Origin of the sequence: Streptomyces sp. NPDC032198 (assembly GCF_040636975.1) — a bacterium.
GTDB lineage: Bacteria > Actinomycetota > Actinomycetes > Streptomycetales > Streptomycetaceae > Streptomyces.
Genome location: NZ_JBEZVL010000004.1, coordinates 503,850 through 521,541, shown reverse-complemented (window position 1 = coordinate 521,541; position 17,692 = coordinate 503,850). Strand labels below are relative to the sequence as shown.

Below are 17,692 nucleotides of genomic sequence, written 5' to 3'. Positions count from 1 at the left end.
GCTACCGTCGCCCGCATGCATCCGGGAGCGTACGACCCCGCCAGGTTGGCCGTCGTCACCGCCGACGGCACACGGACCCTCACCTACGGACAACTCGAAGAACGCTCCCTGCGGCTCGCGGATCATCTGCGGGCCGCAGGTCTGCGTCGGGGCGACCACTTCGCCCTCCTCTGCGACAACGACCCGCGCGCCCTTGAGGTCTACTGGGCGGCGCTGCGGTCCGGCCTCTATCTCACCGCCGTCAACCATCACCTCACCACGGACGAAGCCGCGTACATCGTCAAGGACTGCGGGGCGAAGGCACTGATCGTCTCCGGGTCGCTGACCGAACTCGGCACAGATGTGCGGGAGTTGGCGGGCGGCCCGCCGATCGTGCTCGGGCTCGACGACGGAACGTACGAGAAGGCCCTGGAGGCCGCGTCCGCCGAACCGCCCGCCCACCAGCCGCGCGGCACCGACATGCTCTACTCCTCCGGCACCACGGGCCGCCCCAAGGGCATCAAGCCCGCGCTGCCCGAGGGTGACGTGCGCGACGAGCCGAGCACCTACGTGCTGATCTTCCAGGCCATGTACGGCTTCGGCGAGGACACCGTCTACCTCTCGCCCGCCCCGATCTACCACGCGGCGCCCCTGCGCTTCTGCGGGGTCGTCACGGCGCTCGGCGGCACGGTCGTCCTCATGGACGCGTTCCACGCGGAAGGTGCTCTCGCCGCCATCGAGAAGCACAGGGTCACACACAGCCAGTGGGTGCCGACCATGTTCGTACGGATGCTGAAGCTGCCCGCCGAGGTGCGCGAGCGCTACGACCTGTCCTCGATGACGACCGCCATCCACGCCGCCGCGCCCTGCGCCGTCGAGGTCAAGCGGCGGATGCTGGAGTGGTGGGGCCCGATTCTGTACGAGTACTACTCCTCGACGGAGGGGAACGGCATCACGTTCATCTCGCCCGAGGAGTGGCTGCGCAAGCCGGGATCCGTGGGCCGGGACGGGTTCCTCGGCGCGCTGCGGATCTGCGACGAGACGGGTGCGCCGCTGCCGGCCGGCGAGACCGGCATCGTCTACTTCGAGCGCGACGAAACGCCCTTCCGCTACCACAACGACGACGGCCGCACCCGCGAGGCCCAGCACCCCGAGCATCCGAACTGGACCACCACCGGGGACATCGGGCACGTCGACGAGGACGGCTACCTCTTCCTCACCGACCGCAAGGCGTTCATGATCATCTCGGGTGGTGTGAACGTCTATCCGCAGGAGGCCGAGGACTGTCTCGTCCTGCATCCGGCGGTGTCGGACGTCGCGGTGATCGGCGTGCCCGACCCGGATATGGGGGAGGCGGTCAAGGCGGTGGTGCAACCGGCCGACGGGGTGACCACCGGGCCCGAACTGGAGCGGGAGCTGGTCGAGTTCGTACGGGAACGCCTCGCGCACTACAAGGCGCCGCGCTCCGTGGACTTCGCGGAGTCGCTGCCTCGTACTCCCACCGGGAAGCTGGCCAAGTCCTCCCTGCGGAAGTCCTATTGGGAGTGAGCGGGTCCGCGACTCGGGAGTGTGCGGAACCGCGTCTCAGTCGATGGTGCCGCCCTCCAGGACCGTCTCACGGAAGGACGCGACCACCGGGCGCAGGTCGATGGAGTGCCACGCCGCCCAGAGGTGAACGGACGCCTCGTGCCAGGGCAGTTCGCGTACGGCGACTCCGTCCGTCGTGCCGCGCACCATGCTCTTCTGGATGAGCGCGAGACCGAGTCCGGACGCCACCAGGCCGAGCGCGGTGAGCGGTTCGGCGGCGTCGAGGCGGATGTCCGGGGTGAACCCGGACGCCACGCAGGAGGCGAGGAACGCGTCACGCCAGGCCGGGTCCTGGGAGTTCTCCACCGCGATCCACGCCTGGCCGTCCAGGTCGCCCGGCGTCAACTCCGCCTGTGCGGCCAGCGGATGGTGCGCGGGCAGGGCGAGCAGCAGCGGGTCTTCGAGGAGGGGCGCGGCGAGCAGATCCGGATCGTCCTTCGCGGGGGGCTCCTGGACGAGCGCGATGTCGAGGCTGCGCTGCCGCAGCCCCTCGAACTGTTCCGCGGTGGAGAGGCTGTAGAGCGCGACGTGGATGCCGGGACGCTCCTCCTGGAGGCTGCGCAGCGCGCCCGGCAGGACTCCGGTGTGCATGGCGTCGCCGACGTATCCGATGCAGAGTCCGCCCTCCTCGCCGCGCCCGAGCCTGCGGCCGAGGTTTTCCAGCCGGTCGGCGTGCCGCAGCAGGGCGCGGGCCTCGCTCAGGAAGACCCGGCCGTCGGCGGTGAGGCGGATGCGCTGCTGGCTGCGCTCGAACAGGACGAGGCCGAGCTGCTTCTCCAGCTGGGCGATCTGGCGGCTGAGTGGCGACTGCGAGATGTGCAGCGCCTCCGCCGCCCTTCCGACGTGTTCGGTCTCGGCGACGGCCACGAAATAGCGGAGTTGTCGCAGGTCAAGCATGTAAGACCTCGGGGGACTCAAGTGTGTCCAAGCGAGTCTTGGACAGTCTCAAGCATCGATCCTAACCTCGAACTCGCAAGGCCGACGGATCACCCGAACCGCCGGGAAGTACCAGATACCCACCAACAGATACTCACCATCGCGAGGACCCCTCATGAGCATCAAGTCCCTCCTCCCCGGAGCGCTCGGCTTCGGCACCGCCCCGCTCGGCAACATGTTCCGCGCCATCCCTGACGAGGAGGCCGCGGCCACCGTCGAGGCCGCCTGGGACCAGGGCATCCGCTACTTCGACACCGCGCCCTTCTACGGCGCGGGCCTCTCCGAGATCCGCCTCGGCGACGTCCTCGCGGGCCAGCCCCGCGACGACTACGTCCTGAGCACGAAGGTCGGCCGCGTCATCCTGGACGAGGTCGAGGACCCGGCCGCGCGCGACCTCGGCGAGAAGGGCGGGCTCTTCGAGCACGGCCGCCCCAACAGGATCGTCAACGACTACACGGCCGACGCCACCCTCCGCTCCGTCGAGGACAGCCTGAAGCGGCTCAGGACGGACCGGCTCGACATCGTGTGGGTGCATGATGTCGCGCAGGACTTCTACGGAGACGAATGGCTGGCCGCCTATGAGCAGGCCCGTACGGGCGCTTTCCGCACCCTGGACCGGCTGCGCGACGAGGGTGTCATCAAGGCCTGGGGGCTTGGCGTCAACCGCGTGGAGCCACTCGAACTCACCCTCGACCTGGACGAGCCGAAGCCCGACGCGTTCCTCCTCGCGGGCCGCTACACCCTCCTCGACCACGACCGCGCCCTCCAGCGCCTGCTGCCGGCCGCCGCCGCGCAGGACGTCGACGTCGTCGTGGGCGGGCCCTACAGCTCGGGCATCCTCGCGGGCGGGCAGCACTTCGAGTACCAGAAGGCGCCCGCGGAGATCGTCGCCAAGGTCGAGCGCATCAAGGCGCTCACCGAGCGGCACGGCGTCGGCATCAAGTCCGCCGCCCTGCAGTTCTCCCTCGCCCACCCGGCGACGGTGGCGGCGATCCCCGGCGCCACCAGGCCGAGCCGCATCGCCGAGGACGTCGCCGCGCTCGGCGAGAAGGTCCCGGCCGCGTTCTGGGCGGACCTGCGCGCGGAGCAGTTGATCGCCGCCGACGCGCCGGTGCCCACCGCCTGACCCGCCAACTCCCCCCGCCCACCACCCCGTACCCCTCTGAAGGAGCAACCGTGGCTTCCACCTCCGCGTCCATCGAGATCCCCGTACCGGCCGACCGTGTCTGGCAGCTCATCGGCGGCTTCGACTCGCTGCCCGACTGGCTGCCGTTCATCCCCGCCAGCGAATCCAGCGAGGGCGGCCGCGTCCGCAGCCTCACGAGCGAGGACGGCGGCGTCATCGTCGAGCGCCTGCTGACCTTCGACGAGAAGGCGCGCACGTACAGCTACTCCATCCTCGAGGCCCCCTTCCCCGCCACCGACTACGTCGCCACTCTCGCGGTGCACGAAATGCCCGGCCAGGACGCGTCGCGGGTGGAGTGGTCCGGCGTCTTCACACCGGTGGGTGCCGAGGAGGAAGAGGTCATCAGTCTGTTCCACGGCATCTTCAGCGACGGTCTCGCCGCCCTGAGGCAAAGCCTCGCCGCCTGAGCGGACACCGGATCCGCCGTCGCGTTCCGCACGCGCATCCGCAGCCGCCCGGACCCCCGGAATGATCTACTGGGCCGGGGGGCAAGGCGGGCCCGCGTGCCGGGTCCCGCCCCGTCACACCACAGCAGGAGGTACGCAGCATGCTCGTCGATCTCTCCGGCAAGACCGCCCTCGTCACCGGATCGACCCAGGGAATCGGGGCGGCCATCGCGGTCGGTCTGGCCAAGGCGGGGGCCCGGGTCGCCGTCAACGGACGGTCCGCCGCCTCCGTCGACAAGGCCGTCGAACGGCTGAAGGAGGAGCACGGTGGCGCCGAGTTCATCGCGGCTCCCGGTGACATCTCCACCGACGAGGGTGCCGCGCAGGTCTTCGCGGCCGTCCCCCGGGCGGACATCCTCGTCAACAACCTGGGCATCTTCGGCGCGGAGCCGGCGCTCGACATCAGCGACGACGAATGGCGCCGCTACTTCGAGGTCAACGTACTGACCGCCGTCCGCATGATCCGGCACTACCTGCCCGGGATGAAGGACCGCTCCTGGGGGCGGATCCAGAACATCGCCAGCGACTCGGCGATCGTCACCCCCGCCGAGATGATCCACTACGGCACCTCGAAGACCGCCCTCCTCGCGGTCTCCCGGGGCTTCGCCAAGGAAGCCGCCGGTTCGGGCGTGACCGTCAACTCCGTGATCGCGGGCCCGACGCACACCGGCGGCGTGGAGGACTTCGTGTACGAGCTGGTCGACTCCGCACTGCCCTGGGACGAGGCGCAGCGCGAGTTCATGGTCAAGCACCGCCCGCAGTCCCTCATCCAGCGGCTCATCGAGCCGGAGGAGATCGCGAACATGGTGGTCTATCTCAGCTCGCCGCTCGCCTCGGCCACGACGGGTGGCGCCGTGCGGGTCGACGGCGGCTACGTCGACGCGATCGTCCCGTAGCCGTGACCTCCGCCACCGAGCCGGCACGCACCGGCTTACTGCTCGGCGTCGACATCGGGACGTCCTCCTCCAAGGGTGTCCTCGTCCGCCCCGACGGCACGCTCGTCGCCCGGGCGCAGCGCGAGCACACGACGTCCACCCCGCACCCCGGCTGGTTCGAGCACGACGCGGACGGCGTGTGGTGGGCCGAATTCTGTTCTCTGGCACGGGAGTTGCTGGCCGGTATGCCCGCGGGCGAGTCGCTCGCCGCGGTCGGCGTCAGCGGCATCGGACCCTGCCTGCTCCCCGTCGACGAGAAGGACACGCCGGTCCGCCCCGCCATCCTGTACGGCGTCGACACCCGGGCCGGCGCCGAGATCACCGAGCAGAACGAGCGCTACGGCCCCGACGCCATCATCCGGCGCTGCGGCTCGCCCCTGACCAGCCAGGCGATCGGCCCGAAGCTGGGTTGGCTGCGCCGCCGCGAACCGGCGGCCTATGGGCGCACCCGCCGCTGGTACATGGCGAGTTCGTACCTCGTGCACCGCCTCACCGGCCGGTACGTCCTCGACCACCACTCGGCGAGCCAGTGCACTCCGCTGTACGACCTGGCCGCCCGGGAGTGGATCGGCGAGCGCTGCGAGGAGATCGCCCCCGGACTTGAGTGGCCCGAGCTGGTCTGGCCGTCCGATGTCGTCGGCGCCGTGACCCCGCGGGCCGAGGCCCTCACCGGCCTTCCCGCGGGCACCCCCGTGGTCGCGGGCACGGTCGACGCCTGGGCGGAGGCGGCCGGTGTCGGCGTCGCCGCTCCCGGCGATCTCATGCTCATGTACGGCACGACGATGTTCCTGGTCGGCATCCTGCCGGAGCCGCTGACCAGCCCGCACCTGTGGGGCACGGCGGGCGCGTTCCCCGGCACGTACTGCCTGGCCGCCGGGATGGCGACGTCGGGGGCGGTCACCGGCTGGCTGCGTGACCTCACCGGCAGCTCGTACGAGCAACTGACGGCGGAAGCGGGGGAGTTGCCGCCCGGTGCCGAGGGGCTGCTGATGCTGCCGTACTTCGCGGGGGAGCGCACCCCGCTCTTCGACCCCGACGCGCGGGGCCTCGTGCACGGCCTGACGCTGCGGCACGGCCGCGGTCACCTCTACCGGGCCGCCCTGGAGGCCACGGCGTACGGCGTCCGGCACAATCTCGCCGCCATGACGGAGGCGGGTGCCACCGCCGAACGCCTGGTCGCGGTCGGTGGTGGCGCCCGTGCGCTGTGGACCCGGATCGTCTCCGACGTGACCGGACGCGAGCAGCACCTGCCGCGCCACACCGTCGGAGCCGCCTATGGCGATGCCTTCCTCGCGGCGGTCGGCGCCGGGCTCGCCGGGCCCGGCGATATCGCGCACTGGAACCCGACGGTCGAGGTGGTGGCTCCGGACGCCACCACCTCGACCGTCTATGACCGGCTCTACGGGCTCTACCTGGACCTGTATCCGGCGACCCGCGAGGCCGCGCACCTGCTGGCGCGGCTCAACTAGGCTGCTCCGCCTAGTTGTTGGTGGTCACGTGTACGTAGTCGACGACGAGCTGCTGGGGGAAGCTCGTGCTGCCGTCCGGGTCGCCGGGCCAGTAGCCGCCGACCGCCAGGTTGAGGATCAGGAAGAAGGGCTTGTCGAAGACCCACTGCTTGCCGCTGACGTCGGCCGGGGTGCGGGTCTGGTAGACGTTGCCGTCCACGGACCAGGTGACCTTGTTCGGTGACCAGTCCACCGCGAAGGTGTGGAACTTGTCCGCGAACGCCTCGCCGCCGGGCAGCGTGTAGCCCGCGCCGACGCCGCCCGAGCCCGAGTAGCCGGGCCCGTGCAGGGTGCCGTGGACGGTCCCCGGTTCGAAGCCGACGTTCTCCGTGACGTCGATCTCACCGCTCTGGGGCCAGCCCACGCTGCCGATGTCGGCGCCGAGCATCCAGAACGCGGGCCATATGCCCTGGCCCCGCGGGATCTTCATCCGGGCCTCGACATGGCCGTACGTCTGCGTGAACTTGCCGGAGGTGTTGAGCCGGGCCGAGGTGTACTCGCAACGCCCGTACCAGCACTGGTAGTTGCCCGGGTTCTCCTTGCGGGCGGTGATGACCAGGTTGCCCTGGCCGTCCAGGGCGGCGTTCTTGTTGCCCGAGGTGTAGTACTGCCGCTCGTGGTTGTTGACGTTGTCGCCGGTCTCGACCTGCCACTTGCCGCCGTCGACCGCCGAGCCGGCGGGCCCGTTGAAGTCGTCGGTGAAGGTGGCGGCCGCGGCGGAACCGGTGGGGGAGGGGGCCGCCGACGCTCCGGCGGGCAGTCCGGCCAGGGCCGTGGCACAGCAGGCCAGGGCGGCCGTGGAGAGCGCCGCGCGGCGGCGCCAAGAGGTGTGCACTGTCATCACATCGCTTCACGTGGGGGTGGCGAGGGAGTGGGGGGTGCTGGGAGGTCCCGAGTAGTGGGGCATGCGCATGACAACCCGGTGTCGAGAACTGAACGCGACGAGCGATCAACCCCGACGCTTTGTTCAGTACTTGATTTAAGGCAGACTCCGGTGCGCAGTCAAGGAGTTGGTGCGGACCAACCTCACCGGCTCCCGGCCGCCGCCCGCGCCAGATACGGCGCCGTCCGGCTCCCCGCGGCCGTCGCCACCACCGCGGGCGGTCCCGAGGCGACGACACGTCCGCCCTCGTCACCGCCGCCCGGACCCAGGTCGATCACCCAGTCCGCGCCCGCCACCACCGCCATGTCGTGCTCGACGACCACCACCGAGTGGCCCCCGTCCACCAGGCCGTGCAGCTGGCGCATCAGGACCTCGACGTCCGCCGGGTGCAGGCCGGTCGTCGGCTCGTCCAGGAGGTACAGCGTGTGACCGCGCCGGACCCGCTGCAGCTCGCTGGCCAGCTTGATGCGCTGGGCCTCGCCGCCCGACAGCTCCGTCGCGGGCTGCCCGAGGCGCAGATAGCCCAGGCCCACGTCGAGGAGGGTCCGCAGGCTGCGGGCCACGGCCGGCGTGTCCGCGAAGAACTCCGCGGCGGCCTCCACCGTCAGATCGAGCACCTCCGCGATGTTCCGTCCCTGGTACGTCACTTCGAGGGTCTCGGGGTTGTAGCGCGCGCCCCCGCAGTCGGGGCACGGCGCGTACGTACTGGGCAGGAAGAGCAGCTCCACGCTCACGAACCCCTCGCCCTGGCAGGTCTCGCACCGCCCGCCCGCGACGTTGAACGAGAAACGCCCGACGCCGAATCCCCGGCTCCGTGCCGCGTCCGTGGCCGCGAAAACCTTGCGCACGACGTCGAAGAGGCCGGTGTAAGTGGCCAGGTTCGAGCGGGGCGTGCGGCCGATCGGCTTCTGGTCGACGCACACCAGGCGCCCCACGCCGTCCAGTTCCTCGGTGACCTCGCCGATGAGCGTGGACTTGCCCGAGCCGGAGACGCCGGTGACCGCGGTGAAGGCGCCGAGCGGGAACTCGGCCGTCACGTCGCGCAGGTTGTGCCGCGTCACAGGCCCGACCTTCAGCCAGCCGCGCGGGACGCGCACCTCGCGTGGCCCGGCGGCCGCACGGCCGAAGAGGAAACGGGCCGTCGCGGACTCCGTGACGGCCTCCAGATCCGCGACCGGGCCGCTGTGCAGCACCTGCCCGCCGTGCTCACCCGCGTCAGGACCCACGTCGACGAGCCAGTCCGCGTGGCGCATGACGTCGAGATGGTGCTCCACGACGAAGACCGAGTTCCCCGCGGCCTTGAGCCGGTCCAGGACGGTGAGCAGGGACTCCGTGTCCGCCGGGTGCAGACCGGCCGACGGTTCGTCCAGGACGTACACCACGCCGAAGAGCCCCGAGCGGAGCTGGGTCGCAAGGCGCAGCCGCTGCAGCTCGCCCGTCGAGAGGGTGGGCGTGGCGCGGTCCGGGCTCAGATAGCCGAGGCCCAGCTCGGTGATCGTGGCGATGCGGGCGAGCAGGTCGGCGGCCAGGACCCGGGCCGCCTCCGAACCCGCCGCACTCTCCAGGGACTTGGCGAGCTCCGACAGGGGCAGCGCGGCGAGATCGGCGATCGTGCGGCCCGCGAACGTGACCGCCATCGCCTCCGGGCGCAGCCTGCTGCCGCCGCACGCCGGGCAGTCGGCGCTCGCCAGGAACCGCTCGGCCTTGGCACGCAGCGTCTGGCTCTTGGAGTCCGAGAACGTCTTCAGCACATAGCGCCGGGCACTCATGTACGTGCCCTGGTACGGGCGTTGGATGCGGTCCGCGTCCCGCACCGGATGCACCGTCACCACCGGCTGCTCGTCCGTGAACAGGATCCAGTCCCGGTCCGCCTGCGGCAGCTCGCGCCAGGGCCGGTCGACGTCGTACCCGAGGGCGTCCAGGACGTCGCGGAGGTTCTTGCCCTGCCAGGCACCGGGCCAGGCCGCGATCGCGCCCTCGCGGATGGAGAGGGACGGATCGGGGACCAGGAGCTCCTCGGTCGTGCCGTGCACCCGGCCCAGGCCGTGGCACTGGGGGCAGGCCCCGGCGGCGGTGTTCGGCGAGAAGGCGTCCGAGTCGAGCCGCTCGGCGCCCTCGGGATAGGTGCCGGCGCGGGAGAACAGCATGCGCAGGGAGTTCGACAGGTTCGTGACCGTGCCCACCGAGGAGCGCGACGTGGGCGCCGAGCGGCGCTGCTGGAGCGAGACCGCCGGTGGCAGGCCGGTGATCTCCCCGACCTTCGGCGCCCCCACCTGATGGATCAGCCGCCTGGCGTACGGGGCGACGGACTCGAAGTAGCGGCGCTGGGCCTCCGCGTAGATCGTCCCGAAGGCGAGGGACGACTTCCCCGACCCCGAGACACCGGTGAAGACCGCAAGGACGTCACGCGGGACGTCCACGTCGACGTCCCGGAGATTGTGCTCGCGGGCACCCCGGACACGTACGAACGGATCGTGGGGGCTGTGCATGGGGGACTCCGTACGCGGCTCGGGGGCAAACCCCACGATTCTAGGTCCCGGCCAGACCCGCGACCCGGGCCAGGCGCCGGAAGGAGTCGAGGAGGCGCTCACGGTCGTACGTACTGGTCGTGACCAGCACTTCTTGTGCGCCGCTCTCCTTGACCAGCGTTTCGAGCTCGTCGGCCACCTGTTCCTCCGTGCCGTGGATGTGACCGGCGAGACCGGATTCGTAGAAGCCGCGCTCCTTCTCGGTCATCGTCATCGCCGGTGACTCGACGCGCTCCGCCGGCGGCAGGGGCGGGAAGGTGCCGTGGGTGCGTGAATACGCCATCGACCAGGCTTCCGGTATCAGCAGGCGGCGGGCTTCCTCGGGGGTCGCGGCGACGGCGATCGTGCCCGAGACGACCACGTACGGCTCGCTCGACCACTCCGAGGGGCGGAAGGAGGCGCGGTAGTGCTCGATGCCGCGGAGCATCTTGTCGCGGCTTTTGATGTCGCCGATGACCATGGGAAGCCCGGCTCGTGCCGCGATGGTGGCGCCCTCGCCGATGGCCAGGACGAACGGCGGGACGGTCATGCCCTCGCTGGGGCGGGCGTGCGCTCCGGTGTCCGACGTGCCGCGGAACCAGCCGAGGAGCTCGGTGAGCTGCGCCGCGAAGTCCTCGGCGTCGTGCTTGTCCCGGCCCAGGGCCTTGCGCACCCCGTCGGTGAACCCCACCGAGCGGCCGAGCCCCATGTCGATGCGCCCGGGGAAGAGCGCTTCGAGAACCCCGAACTGCTCGGCGACGATGAGGGGTTGGTGGTTCGGCAGCATCACGCCGCCCGTGCCGACCCGGATGGTGCGTGTCGCGGCGGCGACCGCCGCGGCGAGCACGGTCGGCGCTGAGCCCGCGACGCCCGGTACCGCGTGGTGCTCCGACACCCAGAGGCGGTGGTATCCGAGCGCTTCGAGCTCCTGGGCCAGGCGCACGGTGTCGCGCAGGGCCTCGGGGCCGTCGTGCCCCTCACGGGTGCGGGAACGGTCGAGGACGGAGAACCGGGTCGTTTCCACACGAGATCCCTTCGCCTGCGCTGCACTCTCCATGATCCGTGAGGTTCGGGACGCGGGCAAAGTGATTTTGGTCGCCGCGGAGGCCAGGGGGCGGCTATTCGTGGCGCTCGCCCTGGAGAGTGCGCGGGAGTGCGAGGTCGTCCACCTCACGGGCAGGCCCGAGCGGTGCCGCCAGGACACCGTGGCGTGGCTGGCCGCCCAAGGGCTTCCGGCGGGGCGCGTCTGGATGCGCCGCAACGACGACCGGCGGCCCGCCCGCCGTACCAAGCCGGAGATCCTGCGGAAGATCTCCCGGCCCCGCGAGGTCCGGATGCTGGTGGACGACGACGAGCTGGTGTGCGACGAGGCGGAGCGGGCGGGCTTCACGGTCGTACGGGCACGCTGGGCGAGCGCGTCCGCCGCTCTCAAGGACGCTCAGGAGCGTGAGGGGCGAACGTGAGGCCCGGCGCCGGGGTCAGGCGCTGTCGCCGTCGTCGAGGCGGAACCCGACCTTCAGGCCCACCTGGTAGTGCTCGATCTCGCCGTTCTCGATGTGGCCTCGCACCTGGGTGACCTCGAACCAGTCCAGCGAGCGCAGCGTCTGCGAGGCGCGGGCGATGCCGTTGCGGATGGCCTGGTCGACTCCTTCGTGCGAGGTGCCGACGATCTCGGTGACCCGGTAGGTGTGGTCGGACATGAGGCTGTTCCTCTCCGCCGTGTGGTGACCTCACAGCTGTGGGGTGACGTCACTCCACCGTGCCCCACCACGCGGCGGTGCGCGAGACGGTGGGCGCAAGGCCTTGACCGACTCATTGGTACAGACCAAAATCCAGACATACCCGTTCGAGCCATCAGCTCACCCCCCGCGTCGGGCCGACCTTCCCCTGTCCGCAGGCAGAAAGTGACCCACGTGAAACCGCACCGCCGCGTCGCCATGTCCCTGACCCTCGCTCTCGCCGCCACCGTGCTGCTCCCCGGCTGCGGCGTCCTGCCGGGCGGAGAGGACGAGCGGCGGACCGTCACCGTGTGGCTCATGCGGGGCAGCGCGTCACCGGAGTTCATCAAGCGGTTCACCACGGACTTCGAGAAGCGGAACGGCGACATCGACCTGGAGATACGCCTCCAGGAGTGGACCGGCATCGGCGGCAAGGTCAAGGCCGCGCTCAAGGCGGAGGACGGGCCCGACGTCATCGAGGTCGGCAACACGCAGGTGGCCCAGTACGTCGACGAGGGCGGGCTCTACGACCTCACCCTGGAGTCCGCCCGCGACCTCGGCATGAAGGACTGGCTGCCGGGCCTGGCCGAGCCGGGCCGCTACAACGGCAGTCAGTACGGCATCCCCTGGTACGCCGCCAACCGCGTCGTCATCTACAACAAGGACCTCTTCGCGCGGGCCGGGATCGAGGAGCCGCCGAAGACCCGCGCCCAGTGGCTCGACGCCACGGAGCGGCTCAACTCCGGCGGCGGCCAGGGGATTTACCTGGCGGGCCAGGACTGGTACACCCTGGCCGGATTCATCTGGGACGAGGGCGGCGAACTGGCCACCGAGGCCAAGGGGTCGAGAGGCGTGTGGGAGGGCAGCCTGCACGCGCCCGCGGCCCTGCGGGGGATGGACTTCTACCAGCGGCTGCAGGCGTTGGGCGAGGGTCCGCGGGACGCGGACGAGGAGCATCCGCCGCAGGCCGGGGTCTTCGCCAAGGGAGATGTGGCGCAGATCGTCGCCGTGCCCGGGACGGCGCGGGCCATCGAGGAGGCGAACCCCAAGATGAAGGGGAAACTCGGCTACTTCCCGATCCCCGGCAAGACGGCGGCGAAGCCGGGAGCCGTCTTCACCGGCGGCTCCGACCTCGTCGTGCGCGGGAAGACGGACGACCGTGCGGGCGCGGTCGCCGTCATCGAGGCACTCGCAGGCAAGAAGTGGCAGAAAGACCTGGCGCGGACCATGAACTACGTGCCGAACAAGACGACCCTCGCCTCCGCCGTCTCGGACGAGGAGGGCGTCGCCGCGATGGCCGCGGGCGCCGCACGCGGCCGGGCGACACCGGCCTCGCCGAAGTGGGCGGCGGTGGAGGCGGACAACCCCATCAAGGTGTACATGTCGAAGGTGCTCGCCGGAGGTGATCCGGCGACGGAGGCCGAGGCGGCCTCGCGCCGGATCACCAAGACGCTGGACGTCAGCGGGCCGTGACGGTCACGCGCCCCCGGCCTGCCTAACGCGCCTCACTCAGCGACAGCGCGAAGCGCGCCCGCTCGTCCGTCCACCAGTGGGTGAGCTTTAGATCCGCCGCGGACAGCTCGGCCCGCACCGTCTCCTCGCGGAACTTCGCCGAGATCTCGGTGCGCATCTCCTCGTGACGGTCGAAGTCGACCGCCAGGTCGAGCGCCGGGATCTTCACCGTCTGGGCGGCCAGGGAGCGCAGACGCATCTCGATCCACTCGTGCTCGCGGTCCCAGACGGCCACGTGCGAGAACGCCTCGGGGTCGAAGTCCGCGCCCAGCTCACGGTTGATCACGGCAAGGACGTTCTTGTTGAAGGAGGCGGTGACGCCCGACCCGTCGTCGTAGGCCGAGACGAGGACCGACTCCTCCTTCACCAGGTCCGTGCCGAGCAGCAGCGCGTCACCGGGGGAGAGCAGGGTGCGCACCGACGCCAGGAACGCCGTGCGCTCGGCGGGCAGCAGGTTGCCGATCGTGCCGCCCAGGAAGGCGACGAGCCGCGGGCCCGGGGTGCCCGGCAGGGCGAGGCCGCGGGTGAAGTCGGCGATCAGGGCGTGCACGTTGAGCGAGGGGCGTGAGGCGATCAGGGTGTTCGCGGCGCCGGTCAACGCGCTCTCGCTCACGTCCACGGGCACGTACGTGTGCAGGTCCGCGAGTGCGTCGATCAGGTGGCGGGTCTTCTCCGACGAGCCCGAGCCCAGCTCGATCAGCGTGCGCGCGCCCGTCGCCGCGGCGATCTCCGCGGCGCGGGTCTGCAGGATCTCCCGCTCGGCGCGCGTCGGGTAGTACTCGGGCAGCGTGGTGATCTCGTCGAAGAGCGCGCTGCCGCGCGCGTCGTAGAACCACTTGGGCGGCAGCGTCTTGGGCGTGCGGGTGAGGCCGTGCAGGACATCGGCGCGCAGGGCGGCGTCCGTGGTGTCCTCGGGCAGGGTGCGGGTCAACTGGAACGGGCTCACGCGGATGGCTCCTTGAGCGGGGTCAGCAGGACATCGGTACGGCTGGCGGCGAGCAGGGTGCGGTCGGGCACCTGACGCCAGTGCGGATCGTCGTCGTAGGGCTCGGATGCCACGACGGTGCGACGGCCCGGTTCGGAGAGGTACCAGAGGGTGTCGCCCCAGGCGGTCGCGGCGATCGTCTCGCCGTTGGTGAGCAGCAGGTTGAGGCGTGATCCGGGGGCCGCCTCGGCGACCTCGACCACGGTGTCGGCGAGGGCCTGGCCCTCGTCGTCGCCGCTGCGCAGCCGGTGCAGGACGAGCGCCCACACCAGGGCGGAGTCGCAGCGCGCCTCCATGGACAGGAGGTCCTCGGGCGGCAGCAGGCGGGACACCGGGGCCAGCGAGCGGGGCCAGCCCGTGACCGCGCCGTTGTGGCTGAACAGCCAGGTCCCGGCGGCGAACGGCGCCGCCGCGGCCTCGCCGTCCGCGCCCGCCTCGGTGGCGTCACGCACCGCGGCGAGCAGCGCACCGGACCGCACGACCCGGGCCAGGTCCGCGAAGGACTGGTCGCCCCAGATCGGCCCGGAACGGCGGTAGCGAGCGGGCGCCGGGTCGTCCCCGGCGTACCAGCCCACCCCGAACCCGTCGGCGTTGACCGTGCCGTGGCGCTGCTGCCGAGGCGCCCATGACTGGCGGAACAGGCTGTGCAAGGGGTCCACGAGGAGCTTGCCCAGCGGCTCCTCGGGCCCCAGGAACGCCAGATGACGGCACATCAGGGAGCCTCCGTCGGATCCGCGTCGCGTGCGGTGCGGAACCCGGAGAAGATCTGCCGCCGGACCGGGTGGTCCCAGTTGCGGAACGTGCCCCGGCAGGCCACCTCGTCCACGGAGAACGCCCCGCCGCGCAGCACCTTGTGGTCGCCGCCGAAGAAGACGTCCGAGTACTCGCGGTAGGGGAAGGCGGCGAACCCCGGATACGGCAGGAAGTCGCTGGAGGTCCACTCCCACACGTCGCCGATCAACTGGCGTACGCCGAGCGGGGATTCACCGGCGGGATAGCTGCCGACGGGCGCCGGGCGGAGATGCCGCTGGCCCAGGTTGGCACGCTCGGGCGTGGGGTCCGCGTCGCCCCACGGGTAGCGCATCGAGCGGTCGGTGGCCGGGTCGTACCGGGCGGCCTTCTCCCACTCCTCCTCGCTGGGCAGCCGCCGGCCCGCCCACCGGGCGTACGCGTCCGCCTCGTACCAACTGACGTGCAGCACCGGCTCGTCGGGCGGAACGACTTCGACGGTCCCGAAGTGGCGGCGCAGCCACTGGCCGCCTTCCCGGCGCCAGAACAGCGGAGCCGAGAGCCCGTTGCCGCGGACCATGTCCCAGCCCGCCGGGGCCCACCACCGCTGCTCCTCATAGCCGCCGTCGGCGATGAAGCGCTGGTAGTCGGCGTTGCTCACCGGCGTCGTGTCGATGTGGAACGACGGCACGAGACGGTGGTGCGCCGGACGTTCGTTGTCCAGTGCCCACGGCTCGGTGGACGTGCCCATCGTGAACGGGCCGCCCGGCACGAGGACTTCGGCCGGACCGCTGAACGCCGGGGCGGGCGCGGGATCCGGCGCCGTGAGCGCCGTGGGGCCCGAGCGCAGCTGATGGGTGATCAGCATCGTCTCGTCGTGCTGCTGTTCGTGCTGCGCGATCATGCCGAACGCGAAGCCCGCGTCGGTCAGCGGGGAACCGCGGAGCGGCGTGCTCTCCAGGACGTCGAGCGCGCGCCCGCGCACCTCGGCCGCGTAGCGGCGGGCCTCGACGGGGGCCAGCAGCGGCAGGCTCGGCCGCTCGGAGCGGGGGTGCTCGAAGGCGTCGTACAGGCCGTCGATCTCGGGCCGCATGGCATCACGGCCCGCCACCGCCCGCAGCAGCCACAGCTCCTCCTGGTTTCCGATGTGCGCCAGGTCCCAGACGAGGGGCGACATCAACGGCGAGTGCTGCGCGGTCAGTTCGGGTTCCTCGACGCACGTGGTGAGGAGTGAGGTGCGGTCCCGGGCGGCGAGGAGCGCCGTCAGGGCGCGCTGTCGAAGCGCATCGGGGTCGCTGACTGTTCCGGTCATCGGAGGATGCCCTTCTCGTGCTCGTGATCGTAGGTGTGGCCTGCCAGGTGCCCGTCGAGCAGGTCGTCCGCCGGGCAGCGGCCCCGCGCGACATACCGCTCGGCGTACGCGGCGACCGCGTCGCACACCTCGGTGCTCGCGCCCATCCGGGGCAGCGCGTCGGCGGCGGCCGCGAAACACACGGCCGCGGCCTCCCGCAGCTCCGGGTCGGCGAGCCCGTGCCGGGCCGCGTCCAGCCACAGCGGGCTGCGCGGCGCCGCGGGCGCGCCGGGCGGGCAGGCGCGCTCGGCCAGCGGCTTCACGGTGCGGTAGGCGGTCTCGGCGGCCTGCGGATCGTCGAACAGGGCGCTCGTCACCGCCAGCGGCACGATCCAGCCGTGCCGGCCCGGCTGGGCGTCGACCATCCGCAGCTCCAGGTGGCCGCGCGGGCGTACGGGCGGGAACAGCGTGGTCAGGTGGTAGTCGAGGTCGTCGCGTGTGGGCGGGCGCGGGCCGCCCGAGCGGGTCCAGGTGCGAAACGTCAGCCCCTCCGGGACGGCCCAGGGCGTCTCGTCGTCGCCGTCTTCCTCGTCGACACCCCGGATGAACATCACCGGGGCGTCCAGCGCGTGCCGCGCCCAGGCCTTCCGGGGCTCCGCGTCCAGCGGCGGTGCGCCGGACGTGCCCGGATCGATCGACGCCCACACGGCCTGCCGCGTGGAGCGCCAGCCGGTGGAACGCCCGTCCTGGATCGGCGAGTTGGCGAATGCGGCGACCAGTACGGGGCCCAGCAGGTGGGAGAGCCGCCAGCGCCGTCCGTAGCCGAGCGGGCCGGGCTCCTCGTGCCCCGCGTCCAGGCAGATCTGCACGGATGCGGTGGAGCACATCATGCGGCGGCCCGCGGGGCCGGTGCGGTCGAGATAGCGCTCCATCGCGTCATAGCGCGGGCGGTGCAGGATGCGGGACGGCGGGCGCCAGGGATCGGCACCGAGTCCGGTGAGCGTCAGATCCAGGGTGGCAAGGCGGTCGCGTACCAGGGAGAGATCGGCCGATACGGCGGATACGCACTCCATGAGCGAGGCGGCGGGGAGCGAGCTGAGCTCCAGCTGGCCGCCTGGTTCGACGGTGATCAGGGAGTGCAGGGGCAGGGCCCGCAGTGCGGCGTAGGCCGCTTCCAGGCGGGCGGGGGAGACGGGCAGATGGAGCCGGTGCGGCTCGTGGATCAGCCATTCCAGTTCGACACCGGTGACACGAGGCGGTCCGGTCTTGAAGCAGATGCCGGTGACCAGCGCCTCCGCTTCGGACTCGGATACCGCGGTGCCGTACTTCGCGCGGTAGGTCGTACACTCGCCCTCGGGCATGCAGGGGTCCTCCTGTTCAAGTTCTGCCTGGTCCAGCGGTTGTGGACCACTCGGTCAACCCGATATGGGGGTCGATCGGGCCGGTCTGGGTCGGCAGCGCTCGTACCACCCAAGACCCTGGCGGCCAAT

16 protein-coding genes are annotated in these 17,692 nt (G+C 71.4%); 7 read left to right on the top strand and 9 right to left on the bottom strand.

Features of this window, described 5'->3' with window-relative positions; genetic code table 11:
• The first annotated feature begins 15 nt into the window (after positions 1 to 15).
• Positions 16 to 1,527 carry an acyl-CoA synthetase gene (locus tag AB0E78_RS13465; RefSeq protein WP_361831549.1) on the top strand — a complete coding sequence of 504 codons (1,512 nt, stop codon included), beginning with the start codon at positions 16 to 18 and terminating at the stop codon, positions 1,525 to 1,527.
• 36 nt (positions 1,528 to 1,563) lie between these two features.
• Here AB0E78_RS13465 and AB0E78_RS13460 read toward each other — a convergent pair whose 3' ends face one another.
• On the bottom strand, positions 1,564 to 2,463 hold the full coding sequence (locus AB0E78_RS13460; RefSeq protein ID WP_361831547.1) for a LysR substrate-binding domain-containing protein: 900 nt from the start codon (positions 2,461 to 2,463) through the stop codon (positions 1,564 to 1,566).
• 154 nt (positions 2,464 to 2,617) lie between these two features.
• Here AB0E78_RS13460 and AB0E78_RS13455 point away from each other — a divergent pair, with 154 nt between their 5' ends.
• From AB0E78_RS13455 to AB0E78_RS13440, 4 genes are all read left to right on the top strand, one after another.
• Complete coding sequence (locus AB0E78_RS13455) at positions 2,618 to 3,628, top strand: aldo/keto reductase (RefSeq protein WP_361831545.1); 1,011 nt, start codon at positions 2,618 to 2,620, stop codon at positions 3,626 to 3,628.
• A 50-nt stretch (positions 3,629 to 3,678) separates the two neighbouring features.
• Positions 3,679 to 4,095: an SRPBCC family protein gene (locus tag AB0E78_RS13450; RefSeq protein WP_361831543.1), complete on the top strand. Its 417-nt coding sequence runs from the start codon at positions 3,679 to 3,681 to the stop codon at positions 4,093 to 4,095.
• 140 nt (positions 4,096 to 4,235) lie between these two features.
• Positions 4,236 to 5,030, top strand: a complete 795-nt coding sequence (locus AB0E78_RS13445; RefSeq protein ID WP_361831541.1) for an SDR family oxidoreductase — start codon at positions 4,236 to 4,238, stop codon at positions 5,028 to 5,030.
• Between the two features lie 2 nt (positions 5,031 to 5,032).
• The gene (locus AB0E78_RS13440; RefSeq protein WP_361831539.1) at positions 5,033 to 6,538 is read left to right on the top strand and encodes an FGGY-family carbohydrate kinase; all 1,506 of its coding nucleotides are present in this window, start codon (positions 5,033 to 5,035) and stop codon (positions 6,536 to 6,538) included.
• A gap of 10 nt (positions 6,539 to 6,548) precedes the next feature.
• Here the strand turns inward: AB0E78_RS13440 and AB0E78_RS13435 are convergent, their stop codons facing one another.
• From AB0E78_RS13435 to AB0E78_RS13425, 3 genes are all read right to left on the bottom strand, one after another.
• Complete coding sequence (locus AB0E78_RS13435) at positions 6,549 to 7,418, bottom strand: glycoside hydrolase family 16 protein (RefSeq protein ID WP_361831537.1); 870 nt, start codon at positions 7,416 to 7,418, stop codon at positions 6,549 to 6,551.
• A 185-nt stretch (positions 7,419 to 7,603) separates the two neighbouring features.
• Positions 7,604 to 9,949, bottom strand: coding sequence for an excinuclease ABC subunit UvrA (locus AB0E78_RS13430; RefSeq protein WP_361831535.1), 2,346 nt, complete (start codon positions 9,947 to 9,949; stop codon positions 7,604 to 7,606).
• 40 nt (positions 9,950 to 9,989) lie between these two features.
• Entirely contained in the window at positions 9,990 to 11,024 is a 1,035-nt protein-coding gene (locus AB0E78_RS13425) for an LLM class flavin-dependent oxidoreductase (protein WP_361831533.1), read from the bottom strand.
• Between AB0E78_RS13425 and AB0E78_RS13420 the strand changes: the two genes are divergently transcribed.
• On the top strand, positions 11,023 to 11,430 hold the full coding sequence (locus AB0E78_RS13420) for a hypothetical protein (protein WP_361831531.1): 408 nt from the start codon (positions 11,023 to 11,025) through the stop codon (positions 11,428 to 11,430). The two genes, AB0E78_RS13425 and AB0E78_RS13420, sit on opposite strands and share 2 nt — an antisense overlap.
• A 15-nt stretch (positions 11,431 to 11,445) precedes the next feature.
• Here AB0E78_RS13420 and AB0E78_RS13415 read toward each other — a convergent pair whose 3' ends face one another.
• Positions 11,446 to 11,667 (bottom strand): dodecin, encoded by a 222-nt coding sequence (locus AB0E78_RS13415; protein ID WP_361831529.1) that lies wholly within the window; start codon positions 11,665 to 11,667, stop codon positions 11,446 to 11,448.
• 237 nt (positions 11,668 to 11,904) lie between these two features.
• Here AB0E78_RS13415 and AB0E78_RS13410 point away from each other — a divergent pair, with 237 nt between their 5' ends.
• Positions 11,905 to 13,158, top strand: coding sequence for an extracellular solute-binding protein (locus AB0E78_RS13410; RefSeq protein WP_361831776.1), 1,254 nt, complete (start codon positions 11,905 to 11,907; stop codon positions 13,156 to 13,158).
• A 22-nt stretch (positions 13,159 to 13,180) separates the two neighbouring features.
• Here AB0E78_RS13410 and egtD read toward each other — a convergent pair whose 3' ends face one another.
• From egtD to egtA, 4 genes are read right to left on the bottom strand one after another with little or no spacing between them, the layout of a single operon-like run.
• Positions 13,181 to 14,143, bottom strand: coding sequence for an L-histidine N(alpha)-methyltransferase (gene egtD / locus AB0E78_RS13405; protein ID WP_361831527.1), 963 nt, complete (start codon positions 14,141 to 14,143; stop codon positions 13,181 to 13,183).
• Positions 14,140 to 14,895, bottom strand: a complete 756-nt coding sequence (gene egtC / locus AB0E78_RS13400; RefSeq protein WP_361831525.1) for an ergothioneine biosynthesis protein EgtC — start codon at positions 14,893 to 14,895, stop codon at positions 14,140 to 14,142. Before egtC ends, egtD begins: the two co-directional genes overlap by 4 nt.
• On the bottom strand, positions 14,895 to 16,223 hold the full coding sequence (gene egtB / locus AB0E78_RS13395; protein WP_361831523.1) for an ergothioneine biosynthesis protein EgtB: 1,329 nt from the start codon (positions 16,221 to 16,223) through the stop codon (positions 14,895 to 14,897). Before egtB ends, egtC begins: the two co-directional genes overlap by 1 nt.
• A complete protein-coding gene (gene egtA / locus AB0E78_RS13390) occupies positions 16,220 to 17,563 on the bottom strand; it encodes an ergothioneine biosynthesis glutamate--cysteine ligase EgtA (RefSeq protein WP_361831521.1) in 1,344 nt (447 codons plus the stop codon). Before egtA ends, egtB begins: the two co-directional genes overlap by 4 nt.
• Positions 17,564 to 17,692: the final 129 nt, after the last annotated feature.

What these genes read in the sequence shown, in the direction of transcription:
- AB0E78_RS13465 (WP_361831549.1), top strand. Translation starts at nt 16, where the DNA reads ATGCATCCGGGAGCGTACGACCCCGCCAGGTTGGCCGTCGTCACCGCC.
- AB0E78_RS13460 (WP_361831547.1), bottom strand. Translation starts at nt 2,463, where the DNA reads ATGCTTGACCTGCGACAACTCCGCTATTTCGTGGCCGTCGCCGAGACC.
- AB0E78_RS13455 (WP_361831545.1), top strand. Translation starts at nt 2,618, where the DNA reads ATGAGCATCAAGTCCCTCCTCCCCGGAGCGCTCGGCTTCGGCACCGCC.
- AB0E78_RS13445 (WP_361831541.1), top strand. Translation starts at nt 4,236, where the DNA reads ATGCTCGTCGATCTCTCCGGCAAGACCGCCCTCGTCACCGGATCGACC.
- AB0E78_RS13435 (WP_361831537.1), bottom strand. Translation starts at nt 7,418, where the DNA reads ATGACAGTGCACACCTCTTGGCGCCGCCGCGCGGCGCTCTCCACGGCC.
- AB0E78_RS13430 (WP_361831535.1), bottom strand. Translation starts at nt 9,949, where the DNA reads ATGCACAGCCCCCACGATCCGTTCGTACGTGTCCGGGGTGCCCGCGAG.
- AB0E78_RS13420 (WP_361831531.1), top strand. Translation starts at nt 11,023, where the DNA reads ATGATCCGTGAGGTTCGGGACGCGGGCAAAGTGATTTTGGTCGCCGCG.
- AB0E78_RS13425 (WP_361831533.1), bottom strand. Translation starts at nt 11,024, where the DNA reads ATGGAGAGTGCAGCGCAGGCGAAGGGATCTCGTGTGGAAACGACCCGG.
- AB0E78_RS13415 (WP_361831529.1), bottom strand. Translation starts at nt 11,667, where the DNA reads ATGTCCGACCACACCTACCGGGTCACCGAGATCGTCGGCACCTCGCAC.
- AB0E78_RS13410 (WP_361831776.1), top strand. Translation starts at nt 11,905, where the DNA reads ATGTCCCTGACCCTCGCTCTCGCCGCCACCGTGCTGCTCCCCGGCTGC.
- egtC (WP_361831525.1), bottom strand. Translation starts at nt 14,895, where the DNA reads ATGTGCCGTCATCTGGCGTTCCTGGGGCCCGAGGAGCCGCTGGGCAAG.
- egtB (WP_361831523.1), bottom strand. Translation starts at nt 16,223, where the DNA reads ATGACCGGAACAGTCAGCGACCCCGATGCGCTTCGACAGCGCGCCCTG.
- egtA (WP_361831521.1), bottom strand. Translation starts at nt 17,563, where the DNA reads ATGCCCGAGGGCGAGTGTACGACCTACCGCGCGAAGTACGGCACCGCG.